Source organism: Haloarcula sp. CBA1131 (genome assembly GCF_008728975.1).
Taxonomy (GTDB): Archaea; Halobacteriota; Halobacteria; order Halobacteriales; family Haloarculaceae; genus Haloarcula; species Haloarcula hispanica.
In genome coordinates this window covers 257,296-271,872 of the sequence record NZ_RPCY01000001.1, presented here as the reverse complement: position 1 = coordinate 271,872, position 14,577 = coordinate 257,296, and the positions used below count along the sequence as shown (strand labels likewise).

General features: G+C 65.3%; 14 protein-coding genes. 6 read left to right on the top strand and 8 right to left on the bottom strand.

Annotated elements, in window-relative coordinates; translation table 11 throughout:
• Nucleotides 1-53 precede the first annotated feature (53 nt).
• Nucleotides 54-305, bottom strand: a complete 252-nt coding sequence (locus tag Har1131_RS01390; RefSeq protein WP_014039209.1) for a HalOD1 output domain-containing protein — start codon at nt 303-305, stop codon at nt 54-56.
• 120 nt (nt 306-425) lie between these two features.
• Here Har1131_RS01390 and Har1131_RS01385 point away from each other — a divergent pair, with 120 nt between their 5' ends.
• The gene (locus tag Har1131_RS01385; RefSeq protein ID WP_151144723.1) at nt 426-1,142 is read left to right on the top strand and encodes a helix-turn-helix domain-containing protein; all 717 of its coding nucleotides are present in this window, start codon (nt 426-428) and stop codon (nt 1,140-1,142) included.
• A gap of 9 nt (nt 1,143-1,151) precedes the next feature.
• Here the strand turns inward: Har1131_RS01385 and mutS are convergent, their stop codons facing one another.
• A complete protein-coding gene (gene mutS / locus Har1131_RS01380) occupies nt 1,152-3,926 on the bottom strand; it encodes a DNA mismatch repair protein MutS (RefSeq protein ID WP_151144720.1) in 2,775 nt (924 codons plus the stop codon).
• Nucleotides 3,927-4,051: 125 nt separating this feature from the next.
• Between mutS and Har1131_RS01375 the strand changes: the two genes are divergently transcribed.
• A complete protein-coding gene (locus tag Har1131_RS01375; RefSeq protein WP_014039212.1) occupies nt 4,052-4,441 on the top strand; it encodes a hypothetical protein in 390 nt (129 codons plus the stop codon).
• Between the two features lie 174 nt (nt 4,442-4,615).
• Nucleotides 4,616-6,295, top strand: coding sequence for a thermosome subunit beta (gene thsB, locus Har1131_RS01370; RefSeq protein ID WP_050037394.1), 1,680 nt, complete (start codon nt 4,616-4,618; stop codon nt 6,293-6,295).
• A 362-nt stretch (nt 6,296-6,657) separates the two neighbouring features.
• Here the strand turns inward: thsB and Har1131_RS01365 are convergent, their stop codons facing one another.
• The gene (locus tag Har1131_RS01365; protein ID WP_050037395.1) at nt 6,658-7,533 is read right to left on the bottom strand and encodes a hypothetical protein; all 876 of its coding nucleotides are present in this window, start codon (nt 7,531-7,533) and stop codon (nt 6,658-6,660) included.
• A gap of 76 nt (nt 7,534-7,609) precedes the next feature.
• Between Har1131_RS01365 and Har1131_RS01360 the strand changes: the two genes are divergently transcribed.
• Complete coding sequence (locus Har1131_RS01360; protein ID WP_050037396.1) at nt 7,610-8,605, top strand: ornithine cyclodeaminase family protein; 996 nt, start codon at nt 7,610-7,612, stop codon at nt 8,603-8,605.
• Here the strand turns inward: Har1131_RS01360 and Har1131_RS01355 are convergent, their stop codons facing one another.
• From Har1131_RS01355 to Har1131_RS01350, 3 genes are read right to left on the bottom strand one after another with little or no spacing between them, the layout of a single operon-like run.
• The gene (locus tag Har1131_RS01355; protein ID WP_014039216.1) at nt 8,606-8,827 is read right to left on the bottom strand and encodes a hypothetical protein; all 222 of its coding nucleotides are present in this window, start codon (nt 8,825-8,827) and stop codon (nt 8,606-8,608) included.
• Nucleotides 8,828-8,873: 46 nt separating this feature from the next.
• Complete coding sequence (locus tag Har1131_RS21550; RefSeq protein ID WP_014039217.1) at nt 8,874-9,041, bottom strand: hypothetical protein; 168 nt, start codon at nt 9,039-9,041, stop codon at nt 8,874-8,876.
• Nucleotides 9,041-9,226, bottom strand: coding sequence for a hypothetical protein (locus Har1131_RS01350; RefSeq protein ID WP_014039218.1), 186 nt, complete (start codon nt 9,224-9,226; stop codon nt 9,041-9,043). Before Har1131_RS01350 ends, Har1131_RS21550 begins: the two co-directional genes overlap by 1 nt.
• 198 nt (nt 9,227-9,424) lie before the next feature.
• Between Har1131_RS01350 and Har1131_RS01345 the strand changes: the two genes are divergently transcribed.
• Both Har1131_RS01345 and leuS read left to right on the top strand, forming a co-directional pair.
• Nucleotides 9,425-10,816 (top strand): HAMP domain-containing sensor histidine kinase, encoded by a 1,392-nt coding sequence (locus tag Har1131_RS01345; protein ID WP_151144717.1) that lies wholly within the window; start codon nt 9,425-9,427, stop codon nt 10,814-10,816.
• A gap of 153 nt (nt 10,817-10,969) precedes the next feature.
• A complete protein-coding gene (gene leuS, locus Har1131_RS01340) occupies nt 10,970-13,657 on the top strand; it encodes a leucine--tRNA ligase (RefSeq protein WP_151144714.1) in 2,688 nt (895 codons plus the stop codon).
• Between the two features lie 29 nt (nt 13,658-13,686).
• Here leuS and Har1131_RS01335 read toward each other — a convergent pair whose 3' ends face one another.
• Together Har1131_RS01335 and Har1131_RS01330 are read right to left on the bottom strand one after the other, a co-directional pair.
• Nucleotides 13,687-14,139, bottom strand: coding sequence for a peroxiredoxin (locus Har1131_RS01335; RefSeq protein ID WP_050037399.1), 453 nt, complete (start codon nt 14,137-14,139; stop codon nt 13,687-13,689).
• A 2-nt stretch (nt 14,140-14,141) separates the two neighbouring features.
• Nucleotides 14,142-14,549 (bottom strand): Hsp20/alpha crystallin family protein, encoded by a 408-nt coding sequence (locus Har1131_RS01330; protein ID WP_050037400.1) that lies wholly within the window; start codon nt 14,547-14,549, stop codon nt 14,142-14,144.
• Between the last annotated feature and the right edge of the window lie 28 nt (nt 14,550-14,577).

Genomic DNA, 14,577 nt, shown 5'->3' with positions numbered 1-14,577 from the left:
CAGTCTCGCGCCCGTACTGACTGCCGCTGTCGTCACACGGTTGGATGACGCAGTTATCCGTCTACAGTAACCGTTCCATCGGTGTCAACGACGACGCGGTAGCCGCTGTAGTCGAACGCCACATGACCGTCGGTGTTCGAATCAGCGATGCACGTCGTCAGTGCATCCGGATTGATACTATCGGCCAGTGGGGGGAGCGTCTCGACCGGCCGTCTCTCCGCGGTCGCGACAGCGCGAACGACTGCCGTGACGATGGACTGGTCGGCGCCGTGGACTTCTATAACGGTTGGTGATATTCCGGACACGGTTCTCTGACCTCATGTTGTATTTGTCTTGTAGATGTAAAGTTCAGTGTGGCTAGCATAGTAAACGCCGAAACACGATATATGCCAACACTCTTCACAGTATGCCAATTACATTTACCTATGTCCCAACAGTCTGGTAACGGCCGGGCGGTCACCCGTGTGGAGTTTGCCCTCTCTGATGGGTCGTATCCCTTCGTCTCGGTGTCTGCAGCCGAATCGTGTTCCGTGATTCTCGAAAAATGTCTCCCCCAGACAGACGACACGTACGCCGAGTTTTTTTCGGTCGAGGGTGCTCGCCCCGGCCGGCTTGTCGAACGCATTGAGGACGAAAACGGCGGTACGGCGCGGGTGATTGAGTGCACCAGCGACGGTGGGCTCGTCGAAATCAACGTGCGGGACAACTGTCCCGTTGTCTCGCTTGCGGACGCCGGGGCAGTACCACAGACCGCCCGGAGCGTCGATGGACAGGGGACTATCGTAGCCGATGTCCCGAGCCAAACCGATACGGCCGCGGTTATCGATTCGTTCTTGACGGCCCACTCGGATGCCGAACTCGCGGCGAAGAAACAGCGCGAGTCCATCGTGCCGCTGTTCGGGTTCCAGAACTACGCGTCCCACACCGAGCCACTGACCGACCGACAGCAGGAGGTTCTCGCGACGGCCCACGAAGCGGGGTACTACAACTGGCCCCGCGGGGCGACGGCCGCGGACTTAGCTGAACTCCTCGACATCTCGGAGCCAACGCTGCACAAGCACTTGCGGGCCGCCGAACAGAAACTCGTCGCGACGATGTTCGCCTGCCCGCACGACGAACGGGCCAGTGCCAGCGATAGTTGACCGCGGCTGTTATTCAAGTCGGTCCTGCAGGTCCGCGAGCGCGTTCATCGCCTCGATGGGCGTCATCGTCGCGACATCGAGCGACGCCAGTTGCTCTGCCACGGCCGCCGGCAGTTCGGCCTCGGAAGCCGACCCGTTCGTCCGAAGCGCCTCCTGTGTGTGGCCGTCCGCTCCACCCTCGCCGGCCGGGGCCACCGCTGTTCCGTTTTCCGTCGGTCCCGTCTCCGTGGCAGTGGAACCCGTGTCGGAGTCGGCCGTCTCGGCATCCGCCAGGAGGTCCCGCGACCGTTCGACGACGGATTCGGGCACGCCGGCCATGCTCGCCACTTCGACGCCGTAGGAGGCCGCCGCGGGACCGGGCGCGAGTTCGTGGTCGAAGCGCACGTCGTCGTCCTCGCGGCTGGTCTCGAAGTGGCGGTTGGTCGCGCCGGGCAGCGCCGCGGCGACGGCCGTCAGGTCGTGATGGTGGGTCGCAAACAGTGTGTACGCGCCGACTTCGTCGTGGAGATGCTCCGTGACGGCGCGGGCGATAGCCAGTCCGTCGGCCGTTGACGTGCCGCGACCGACCTCGTCCAGCAGGACCAGCGAATCGGCGGTCGCCGCGTCCAGAATCGTCGCCAGTTCGGTCATCTCGATCATGAACGTCGAGCGGCCGCCGGCGATGTCGTCGCTGGCCCCGACGCGGGTGAACACTCGGTCGAGAATCGGGAGGTCAGCCGCCTTCGCGGGGACGAAGCTCCCCGCCTGTGCGAGCAGGCAGATCAGCGCGACCTGGCGCATGTACGTCGATTTCCCGCTCATGTTCGGTCCCGTGACGACGGCGAGGAAGGGCTGTATATCGTCCGCGGTGACACCGTCGTCGCTTCCGTCTCTGCTCGCTCGGACTGGCCCGCTCCCGAGATGCGTGTCGTTGGGGACGAAGGCGTCCTCGGTCCGCTCGACGACCGGATGGCGGCCGGCGGTGATGTCGATGCCGTCGCCGCCGACGGTCGGCCGGCAGTAGTCGTACTGCGCCGCAACCTCGGCGAAGGAGACCAGCACGTCCAGGCGGGCGAGACGGTCGGCAAGCGCCTGCACGCGCTCGGCCTCGTCGGCCACCTCGTCCCGGACCGCACAGAACAGGTCGTACTCCAGGTCGTCGGCCGCGCTCTCGGCGCGCAGAATCTCGTCCTCGCGCTCCTTGAGTTCCGGCGTGTAGTAGCGCTCGCTGTTTTTCAGCGTCTGGCGGCGCTGGTAGTCCGCGGGCACGGCGTCGAGGTTGGCGTTCGTCACCTCGATGTAGTAGCCGTGCACCGAGGTGTGGCCCACCTTCAGCGAGTCGATGCCGGTGCGCTCGCGCTCGCTGGCTTCGAGGTCGTCGATCCACTGCTTGCCCGACTGTTCGGTCGAGCGCAGTCGGTCCAGTTCATCGTCGTAGCCCTCGCGGATGACGCCGCCTTCGGTCACCTGCTGTGGCGGGTCCGGGCGGATCGCCGCTTCGATTTCCTCGCGGGTCTCGGTCAGCGGGTCCAGCGTGGCGTGCAGGTCCGCGAGCAGGCGGGCATCGGCGTCAGCAAGGTGGTCACGAATATCCGGCACGACTGACAGCGTGGCGGCCAGCGACCGGAGGTCACGGGCGTTCGCCCGGCCGCGAGAGACACGCGAGATGAGCCGTTCGAGGTCGTACACGTCCGCGAGCAGGTCCGAGAGCCCTTCGCGGGTCGCCGGGTCGCGCTGGAGTTCCGCGACCGCGCCGTGGCGGGCCTCGATGCGGTCCGCATCGAGCAGCGGCCGGCGGAGCCAGTCGGTCAGTTTCCGCCGCCCTAGCGCACAGGCGGTCTCGTCGACCGTGTCCACGAGCGTTCGGTTCTCGTGGCCCCGGACCGAGCGCCGTTCGAACAGTTCGAGGCTCTCGACGGCGACGGCGTCGAGCAGCATGTACTCCCGCGGGTCGTACCGCGTGAGATGGTTGAGGTAGTCGAGCGTGCCGGCGGGGTCCACGTCCGCGTCGACCGGTTCGCCGTCGGGGCCGACCGCGCCGCTGCTGCCGCGGGTGTACTCAGCGTAGGCCAGCAGGCCGCCACAGGCCCGGATTTCCGCGTCGCCGGCGAGCAGGCGCTCCGGCGGGCCGAAGTACTGCCCCACGCGGTCCTCGGCGCGCTCCCGGTCGAAGGCGGCCGCGTCGTAGCGCGTCACCAGACAGGCCGGGCCGAAGACGGCGTCCCGGTCCACGTCGACCTCCGGCCCGACGATGGCTTCCGCCGGGCCGAACCGGCTGAGTTCGTCGGCGACGGCGCTTTCCGAGCCGACACTGGTCGCGTAGCAGTCGCCGGTCGAGATATCAAGTAGCGCCAGCCCGTATCGCTCGCCAGCGGTCAGGGCGGCGACGTAGTTGTTGTCCGCCCCGCCCAGCAGTTCGCTCTCCGTGAGTGTGCCGGGGGTGACGATTCGCGTCACCGCCCGCTCGACCACGCCGCTGACCTCGTCGGGGTCCTCGACCTGGTCGGCGATGGCGACCCGGTAGCCCGCGTCCAGCAGCGTCTCGACGTAGGACTCGGCGTTGTCGATGGGGATGCCGGCCATCGGGTACTCGCCGGTCGAGTCCTCGCGCTGGGTCAGCGTGATCTCACACAGCCGGGCGACCCGCTGTGCGGCCGCACAGAAGGCCTCGTAGAAGTCCCCGACCTGAAAGAGGACCAGGGCGTCGTCGTACTGCCGGCACAGCTCGTAGTACTGTGCCATCATCGGCGTCAGGTCCTCCTCGAGCTCGGCCATCTTCTCTGGCGGGCCAAGCGCAGCGTCCATACCGATGGGCAACAGCCGGCCACTCATAGGCGCTCCGCTCTCCTGTGCGTGCTCTGTTCGCTCTGGGTGACACTGCGACCGCAACTGACCACTGATTTTTATACCGCCCGGGAGACGTAACCCGTATGTCACGTCGTGCCAACTACGCGCTCTGTCAGTTCCAGCAGCTCCTCGGCCCGTCGGCGGACTCGCTCGACGTTCCCTGGGCCGAGTACACCGGTGATTCGACCGATCCGGTTTCCTTCGACATCCCCACCTCGTCACCGGATGACCCGTACGTGCAGATGCAGGTGTTCGACGTCGAGGACTTTGACCACGAGATCGTGGTCAACGGCGAGGCGCTGTCGGGGTTCGACATCGCGCCTGGCGAGGGGTGGCAGCTCTGGATGGACACGATTGCGCCCGAGCGACTGCACCTCGGCAAGAACACGATCCAGTTCCGACGGGACACCGACTCGAAGGACGCCTTCGTCGTCGGGTCGGTCACGGTCCACTGGACGGAACCCGTCGAGTGAATATATAAACAGGTCGTCGCTCGCTTGATGGGGCGTGCCAACAGCTACCATTACCGACGGACCGTACTCCCTCTGTCTGGTGGTTTCACCTGTTCTGGCTGTCTCAACGGGTGACCGACGAACGTCCCATAACCCATACTTTTATATAGAACCACATGCAATCTTCGCTTGATTATGAGCCAACGCCAGATGCAGGGCCAGCCGATGATCATCCTGGGAGAGGACTCCCAGCGGATGAAGGACAAGTCTGCACAGGAACACAACATCTCGGCCGCTCGCGCGGTCGCCGAGTCAGTACGCTCGACGCTCGGCCCGAAGGGGATGGACAAGATGCTCGTCTCCTCGATGGGCGACGTGACCGTCACGAACGACGGCGTCACCATCCTCTCGGAGATGGACATCGACAACCCGACAGCCTCGATGATCGTCGAGGTTGCCGAGACACAGGAAGACGAGGCCGGTGACGGCACCACCTCTGCCGTCGCCATCGCAGGCGAACTCCTCAAGAACGCCGAGGACCTCCTCGAACAGGACATCCACCCGACGGCGATCATCAAAGGGTTCGACATGGCCGCCACGCAGGCCAAGGACGAAATCGCGGATATCGCCACGGAAGTCGACCCCGACGACGAGGAACTCCTGAAGAAAGTCGCCGAAACCTCGATGACGGGCAAGGGCGCGGAGCTCAACAAGGAGCTGCTCGCCCAGCTCATCGTCGATGCGGTCAACGCCGTGACCGTCGAGGCCGAGGACGGCTCCGTCATTGCCGACCTTGAGTACCTCAACATCGAGACCCAGACCGGCAGCTCCGCCGGCAACTCCGAACTCCTCGAAGGCGCGGTCATCGACAAGGACCCGGTCCACGAGGAGATGCCGACCGAAGTCGACGACGCCGACGTCCTGCTGGTCGACACGGCCATCGAACTCGACGAGACCGAAGTCGACGCGCAGCTCTCCGTCGACGACCCGAGCCAGCTCCAGAACTTCCTCGACAAGGAAGAAGAGCAGCTCAAGGGGATGGTCGACCAGATCGCCGACACCGGCGCTGATGTCGTCTTCTGCCAGAAGGGCATCGACGACATGGCCCAGCACTACCTCGCCGAGAAGGGTATTCTGGCCGTCCGCCGCGCCAAGAAGTCCGACATCGAGTTCCTCAAAGAGGTTCTGGGTGCCCGCATCGTCTCCGATCTCGACTCCGCGAGCGCGGAAGACCTGGGTCACGGCTCTGTCACCCGCGACGACGCCGAAGGCCTGTTCTACGTCGAGGGCAGCGGCGACGGAGCCCACGGCGTCACGCTCCTGCTCCGTGGTTCGACCGACCACGTCGTCGACGAACTCGAACGCGGCGTCACGGACGCGCTCGATGTCGTCGCGTCCACGGTTGCCAACGGCAGCGTCCTCGGTGGCGGCGGCGCACCTGAAGTCGAAGTCGCCCGCCGGCTCCGCGACTACGCCGACAGCGTCGAAGGCCGCGAACAGCTCGCTATCGAGTCCTTCGCCGACGCGCTGGAGATCATCCCGCGCACCCTCGCCGAGAACGCTGGTCTCGACAGCATCGACACGCTCGTCGACCTGCGCGCCGCCCACGAGGACGGCGATGTCAGCGCCGGCCTGAACGTCTTCTCCGGTGACGTCGAGAACACGCTCGACACCGGCGTCGTCGAGCCAGCCCACGCCAAGCGACAGGCGATCTCCTCGGCTGCAGAGGCCGCGAACCTGGTCCTCAAGATCGACGACATCATCGCTGCCGGCGAGCTCTCGACCTCCGGCGGCGACGAAGGCGGCCCCGGCGGCCCCGGTGGCGCCCCTGGCGGTATGGGCGGCATGGGCGGCGGTATGGGCGGCATGATGTAGGAGACGAGCGGAGCGAAGTCTCCGAACGAGCGAACGGACGAAGTCCGTGAGCAAAGCGAGGGGCCGAACGAAGTGAGGGGCCCTCGAATAGTGAGCGGCGAAAGCCGCGAACAGCGAGGTTCTGAGCGGAGCGAAATCTCCGAACGAGCGAATCGCCGTTTGCGGTTCGGTTTTTTTGCGATTCTGTAACGCGCCGAGTCATCCCAGCGTGTATATCGAGACGTGAAACCGGAGAAACAGTTAGGTACGTCTCTGCGAAGTATCGACTGTCCCGGTCCGTTTGGTGGGACGGACTGGTGACAGCGGGTGGGGGCCTCTCTCCGTTTTGTGACTGATTCGACGGCGTCCAGCCGTCGCTCGCGTCATTCGGGACGCGCTGTTCGGTTTCGATGGCGTTCGGTCCGCTGTCGGTCTTCGAACACCACGTCCGTCGTTCCGAGGTCGCTGTAGCGGAGAATCTCGGTCACTCTGTGGGTATCCGTTCCGTTCACGACCGTGTACTGGAGCGCGTAGCCTCGGACGATGCCGTTGGGCGTCACGGTCGCCGAGAGGGAGACGTTGGTCACACGGTCGACGGGACGGGTGGCAACCGCGCTGTCGTCGGCCGACCCGGTTCCTTTGATGCGATACAACGGAACGCCGTACAGTTGCTTGATGACCTCGTCGCCGGGGCGGATGGATGTGATGTTAGTGGCGGAAAGCAGCGCTATGAGACGCCCGTTGAACGTGGGTTCGAAGAACAGCGCGGCCCGAGGTGGGCGTGGCGGGCCACCGATACCGCGGCTGTCCGCGACTACTTCCGCCGACGTCGACCCGTTGACGGTCGTCCGACTGAGCGCGCGGCCGTCCCGCCAGGTGCTATGGATCTCACGCGCTGTCACACTCTCCCCGGATATCGTTCGGGTGGCCGTGTACGACTCGTAGCCCGCGCTGACGCTGGCACGGGTCCGGACGCGGCTGTGCAGGCCGCTGCCGTTCATGACGGTCCTGGTGTGGTGGACGCGATAGGAGGTGTTCGAGAGCTGGGCGACGTGGGCGCGGCCGAGCGCGGTGGCGTTGACGACGCGGTCGCCGACGACGCCCGGGGCGCGTTGCGCCGGACTCGTCGGTGCGTCTGCAGTCGGGACTGGAGCCGGTGTCACCGTCTCCCTGGCGGCCGAGCCGTCCCCGAACAGACCGGTACATCCGGCGCTCAGCAGACAGAGACAGACCGCGGCAATCGCCACCCCGCGACGCATACCCGTGACTGGTCGTGTGGCGATATAACCCCTGTGACGGCGGAGGGCTGAATATTGTCGAGTGTCAACATACCATATGCAGACGCTACTTCTCGGCGCGGACGCGGTCGAGGACCACGCGGCGATGCCGGCAGTCATCGACGCAGTCGCCGCGGCCTTCGCCGCCGATGCCAGGGAGAACACCATCATGCCGGCCAAGTCATACGTCGACCTGCCGCAGTACAACGGCGACTTCAGGTCGATGCCGGCCTACGTCAACGCGGAAACGTGGGACGCCGCCGCGGTCAAGTGGGTCAACGTCCATCTGGACAACCCCCGCGACCACGACCTACCGACCGTCCTCGGGACGCTCATCTACTCGGACCCCGAGACGGCGTTCCCGCTGGCCGTGATGGACGGCACAGTCCTGACGCGCCTGCGGACCGGGGCGGCCGCGGCGGTCGCCACCGACCATCTCGCCGTCGCCGACGCGGACTCCCTTGGTCTGGTCGGGGCTGGCACGCAGGCGTACACGCAACTGGACGCCATCTCGTCGGTCCGGGACATCGAGACGGTGGTCGTCGCCGACCGGGACGCGGAGAAACAGCAGGCGTTCGTCGACGCCTGCGCCGACCAGTTCGACGTACGTGCGGGCAGTATCGAGGACGCCGCCGGCTGTGACGTGCTGTCGACGATTACGCCCGTCGAGTCGCCCATCGTCAACCGGGAGTGGCTCGGCGAGCGCACGCATATCAACGCCATTGGTGCCGACGCCGCCGGCAAGCAAGAACACGACGAACGCACGCTGCTGGACGCGAAACTCGTCATCGACAACTACGAACAGTGCACCCACTCCGGCGAGATCAACGTCCCGTGGGGCGAGGGCGTCCTGACTGATACCGACCTCCACGGGGAGCTCGGCGACATCGTCGCGGGCACCCTCTCGGGGCGGACCGACGACGACGGCATCACGCTCTTTGACTCGACGGGGCTGGCCATTCAGGATGTCGCGGCCGCCCACGTCGTTTATCAGAACGCAAGCGATGACGGCGACGGGACGCCGTTCTCGCTCGTCGACACCGACACGTCCTGATTACGACGAGGGCGTGAGCATCTCGGTCACTTTCGAGATGCCCCAGACGATGATGATAAACGGAAGGAGCGGCATCAGCAGGACGAACAGGCCGGCGAGCATCCCCCAACCGATCACGTCCATCCCCTCGTTGGGACGGCTACGCGTCCCCGGCGTGACCGACCGGAGCGGTGCCGGCAGTCGTCCGCTGTCCTTCGTGTCGTCGTCAGGTGATTCAGACATACTTTCTCTTGCACTGAAACGTGTATAAGCCTAGGCCCCGGTGTAACTACATTGCGCCGGCAACGCCGCTACCGATTGCGGCCCCGCACTCGCCACAGGCCACGAGGTAGAAGCGTTTGGAGGCGGTGAAGAAGCCGGTCGTCGAATCCATGTCGAGGAACTCTACATCGTCCTGGTCGGCCATCTCCGCGTCGCATTCCGGACAGTGGACCATCAGGCCGCACCTCCGTTGGACTTTGCGCCGGCGACGCCGCTACCGATAGTGACGCCACAGGCCGCGCAGTTGGCGGTGTAAAAGCGCTTGGAGGCTTTAATCAAGCCGGTCTTGGCGTCTACTTCGACGAACTCGATGTCGTCGGCCGTTTCCAGCGAGGTCTGGCAGTCAGGGCAGTGTACCATACACTCCCGACACCAGCCGAGACCGGCAAAAATCTTGTGTGGGGCGCCGCTCTCTCGGCCGGAGTACCGGCGACGCTATCGGCTCGACAGTCCGGGCGACATCGCTGCACTGGCAGTTGTGAGCGGCGTCTGGTCCTCGAAACACCCGAAACAGTGACAGTCCACCACACGCAATAGTTTGGTCACTGGGAACGCACTATGGGTAGCAAATCTGTGCTCGTCGTCGCAGCCGACAGGCTGGATACCGGGACTCTCGAATCCGCTCTCGCTGAGACGCCGGCTTCGATCACGCATCTGTCGGACCTCACGGCCCTCTTTGACACGCTCACCCATTCGACGTTCCACGCTCTCGTTCTGCCCGAAACAGTCGACGGCCAGTCCGGAACCGATATCGCGTACGGCGTCAGGAAGCTGTTTCCCGACCTGCCGGTGATCGTCGCTGGCGAGGACCCGGCGGCGGTCCCGGATACCCTCGACGTGACGGCTGTCGAGGCGTCGACACGTCTCGAAGACACCGTCGCCGAGGCCCTCCGGGACAGTCTCGACGCTGAGCCACCGACTGTTGCCGGACGCCCGCCGTCCCCGATGGAGACGCTGTTGCTCTCCCTGTTCAACGAGTTGCCGGACCACCTGTACGCGAAAGACGAGCAGGCACGACACGTCCTGATGGGTCGGGGGTTCAACGAGCCGACCGACCGGCTTGGCCTCACCGACGTCGAGGTCCCGGAACTGGCCGATGAACACGCGAGAGCGGCCCTGCGTGATGAGATGGACGTCATCGAGGGCGACACGGACCGGATCGAAGTGGAGGAGTTCCTCGATCTCGACGCGTCGTACGTCCGCACCCGCAAGATGCCGTGGTACGATTCCGCTGGGAACGTTCGGGGAATCGTCGGACACACTCAGGATATCACGGAGCGAAAGCTCCGCGAGCACGCGTTTCGCCGCCAGCACGAACGGATGGTGAAAGTCGCACTCGTGGCGTCTCACGAGCTTCGAAACGAACTCCAGATCGCCTACGGGCGACTCGAAGAACTGGCTGACTGTGACGATTCGACCGCCGACATCGAGGAGTCGCTCTCCCAGATCTCGACGATTATCGATACCGTGGTCGAACTCTCCACGAGCGATCCGAATGGCTCGAGCCAGCGCGACGAGATCGAACAGGTCCCGAAGCGAAAACACGTCTGGCTCTCCCGTCTCAGTCGGGAGGTGTGGGACACCCTCGCCGGCAGTGAGGCGTGCCTGACTTTCGACGGGGACACCCGCATTGTCGCCGATCAGGAGTCCGCCGGGCTGTTGCTCCAGATACTGTTCCAGAACGCGCTCGAACACGCTGGCCCGTCGGTTACCGTCACCGTCGGTACGACGGCCGACGGCTTCTTCGTCGCCGACGACGGCCCGGGCATCGATGTCGAACCGCCGGAGCGCGTGTTCGACGCGGGCCACACCGCTGTCCCGGAGAACACCGGATTCGGACTCTACGTCGCTCGCCGGGTCGCCGCGGACCACGGCTGGACGATCTCCATGTCCGAGAGCGAGTCGGGCGGTGCTCGATTCGACATCGGCAACGTCGACTGTCAGGCATAGCGGGCGGCTGGTCGACCTGTGGCGACGTTACCGCTCTGTGGTACGCCGGTCCCCCGGATTCACATCCATTCGGCTTGTGGGCTCGTGCGGCGGCCCCTGATAGCCTCCCGAAGGGAAAGGTATAGCACGGTCGCTGCCGGATGTTCCGATATCATGACCACGACCGGTGAGGAACGCGAGCGGGGGTTCGATCACACGGAGATCGAACCCAGGTGGCAGCGCACGTGGGACGAGGCCGACGTGTTCCGGATCGACGACGACGAGAGCGACCCGGAGTACGTCCTGGCGATGTTCCCCTACACCTCCGGGAGCCTCCACATGGGCCACGTCCGGAACTACACTATCACGGACGCCTACGCCCGCTTCGAGCGGATGCGCGGCGAGAGCGTCCTCCACCCGATGGGGTGGGACTCCTTCGGCCTCCCGGCTGAGAACGCCGCCGAGGAACGCGACACCAACCCGCGGGACTGGACGATGCAGTGCATCGACTCGATGCGCGACCAGCTCACTGAGATGGGCTTTGGCTACGACTGGGACCGCGAACTCGCGACCTGTGAACCCGACTACTACCAGTGGAACCAGTGGCTGTTCAAACAGTTCCGCGAGGAAGGGCTGGTCGAGCGTCAGGCCGCCGAACTGAACTGGTGTCCCTCCTGCGAGACCGTCCTCGCCGACGAGCAGGTCGAGGGCGAGGAGGAACTGTGCTGGCGCTGTGACACACCAATCGAAGCCCGCGAGATGGACCAGTGGTTCTTCACCATCACCGACTACGCCGAGGAACTGCTGGAGGACTTAGACGACCTCGACGGCTGGCCGAACAACGTCCGGGAGATGCAGCGCAACTGGATCGGCAAGCAGGCGGGCGCGAGCGTCGCCTTCGAGGTCGGCGACTACGGCGAGGTCGACATCTTCACGACCCGCCTTGACACTATCCACGGGGCGACGTTCTTCTCGCTGGCTCCGGGCCACCCTGTCGCACAGGAAATCGCCGAGGGCAACGATGAAGTCGCGGAGTACATCGAAACGGCCGAACAGGCCGACGAGGACGAACTCGACGTGACCTCCGGCGTGTTTACCGGCGAGTACGCCGTCAACCCCGCTACCGGCGAGGAGATTCCCGTCTACGTCGCCGACTACGTGCTGACCGACGTGGGGACGGGCGCGCTGTACGCCGTGCCGGCCCACGACGAGCGCGACCACGAGTTCGCCGAGGCCCACGACATCGACATCGTGCAGGTCGTCGAACCGACCGACGACGCGGACGCTGACCCCGAAGACATCGACGTGCAGGAAGCAGCCTACCCCGAGGACGGCCTGCTGGTCAACAGCGGCGAGTTCGACGGGCTCAGTAGTAACGAAGCCCGCGACCGCTTCGTCGAGGAGTTCGACGGCGAGCACCGCACGGAGTACAACCTCCGCGACTGGGGTATCTCCCGCCAGCGCTACTGGGGCACGCCAATTCCGATGATCCACTGCGACGACTGTGGCTACATCGAAGTCCCCGATGAGGATCTCCCCGTCGAACTGCCGGAGTTCGTCCACACGACTGGGAACCCGCTGGACGCCGCTGAGGAGTGGAAGCAGGTTGATTGTCCGGACTGCGGTGCCGACGCGGTGCGGGAGACGGACACGATGGACACCTTCGTCGACTCCTCGTGGTACTTCCTGCGATACACTTCGCCGGAGATGGCGGATGCCCCCTTCGACGCCGAGCGGGCCAGCGACTGGATGCCGGTCGACCAGTACGTCGGCGGTATCGAACACGCCGTGATGCACCTGCTGTACGCCCGCTTCTTCACGAAGGTGCTGGACGACCTCGACATGGTCGACGGCGTCCGCGAACCCTTCACCAACCTCACGAACCAGGGGATGGTGCTGGGCGAGGACGGCAACAAGATGTCGAAGAGCCTGGATAACGGCGTCTCACCCCAGCGCATCATCGAGGAGTACGGCGCGGACACGGCCCGGCTGTTCATCATGGAGGCCGCCCAGCCAGAGAAGGAGTTCGCCTGGAGTCCTGAGGGTGTCCAATCTGCTCATAGCTTCCTCCAGAACGTGTACACGCTGGTTTCGGAATACGCCAACGGCGAGGCGGAGACAGCCACAGACTTGGCGAACGGTGACGACATCGCGGACTACGTCGCCCGCGAAATCGACGCCACCGCGGCGAACGCGACGGTCGAGTTCGAGGACTTCCGCTTCAACCACGCGCTCCAGGCCGTGCGGGAACTGGTGTCGCTGCTGCGCCGCTATCAGGAAGCGACCACCCCCGACGCCGACACCTTCGAGCGCGGGCTGGCGACGGCGGCGAAACTGCTCGCCCCGGTCGCGCCCCACGCCGCCGAGGAGATGTGGGCCGAACTGGGCCACGACGACCTCATCGCAGAGGCCGAGTGGCCGGCTGCTGAAGCCCCCGAAGACTACGAGATGGAGCGCCGGCTGGTCGAGAACACCCGCGAGGACATCCGCGATATCGTCGACACGGTCGGCATCGAGGACCCACAGACCATCACGCTCGCCGTCGCGCCCCAGTGGAAGCACCGCGTGCTGGACCTCGCTCGGAACGCCGACGGCAACGTCGTCGGCACCGTCATGCAGGACGAGGACCTGCGCGAGCAGGGCGAGGCGGCCGCGGACTTCGCCAAGGAACTGGCCGGCCGCGCGCAGTCGCTGGACGAGCAACTGCCACCCGAGCGCGAACAGGCGGCGCTCGAACGTGCCGCGTGGCTCGTCGAACGAGAGTTCGGCGCCGACGTAATCGTTCAGGGACCAGCGGAAGCGGACCCCGACCTCGTCGGCAAAGCCGGCCCCGGTCGCCCGGCCATCGACATCGACGAGTAGCCCGTCGGCGTGCTATCGCTTTCTGAGCCCTACTCGGCCCTGACCAGGCCGGTGTCAATGAGGTCCTCGAAGACGCTCGCCGCGTGGCCGTCGGGGCCGACCCGCTCGTAGACGGCGACGACGCGTTCCTTCGCGATGACGTACGTCGTCCGCTGGCTCCGCCTGTCGACCAGCGGCACGTCGAACGCTTCACACAGCCGTCCCTCGGGGTCGGCTAGCAGGTCGAAACTGATGTGGTTCTTTTCCGCAAAGTCACGGTGACTCTCCACGCCGTCGGTCGAGACGCCGTACACTGAAACGCCGGCGTCCTCGAACCGGTTTGCGTGCTCCTCGAACTGCTCCGCCTCCGTCGTACACCCCGGCGTGTCGTCTGCCGGATAGAAGTACAGCACCGTCGGCTGCTCGAAGGCGGGCTGGACCGGGTTTCCGTGCTGGTTCGTCGCCCTGATCGTCGGCACGTCCGTGCCGGGTTCGAGTACCATCGTCAGTTTACGGGGATATCCGTCCCGTTATCGTCCTCGCTGTGTCCGACCTTCGCCAGCCGAACGGTGAGGACGCCGTCGTCGTAGCTCGCGGTGGTCTCATCGTCGTCGACGGCTTCGGGGAGGCGGACCGACCGGCTCAGTGACTGCTGGCGGCGCTCGCGCTGGACGTACTGGCCGTCAGTCGACTCTTGCTCCCGGCTCGACGTGGCGCTGATGGTGACTTCTCGGTCCTCGACGAGCTGGACGTCGATATCGTCGCTGTCGTAGCCCGGCAGGTCCGCGTGGACGACGAAGGCGTCGCCCTCGTCGACGACATCCACTGGAATAGCGCCCATGTCGACGCCGAATTGCTCTCCCAGCATATCGAACGCGCGCTCGATCTCGCTGAACGGATCGCGGTCAGACATACACGGGGGTACACGGGCCCGGGACTTA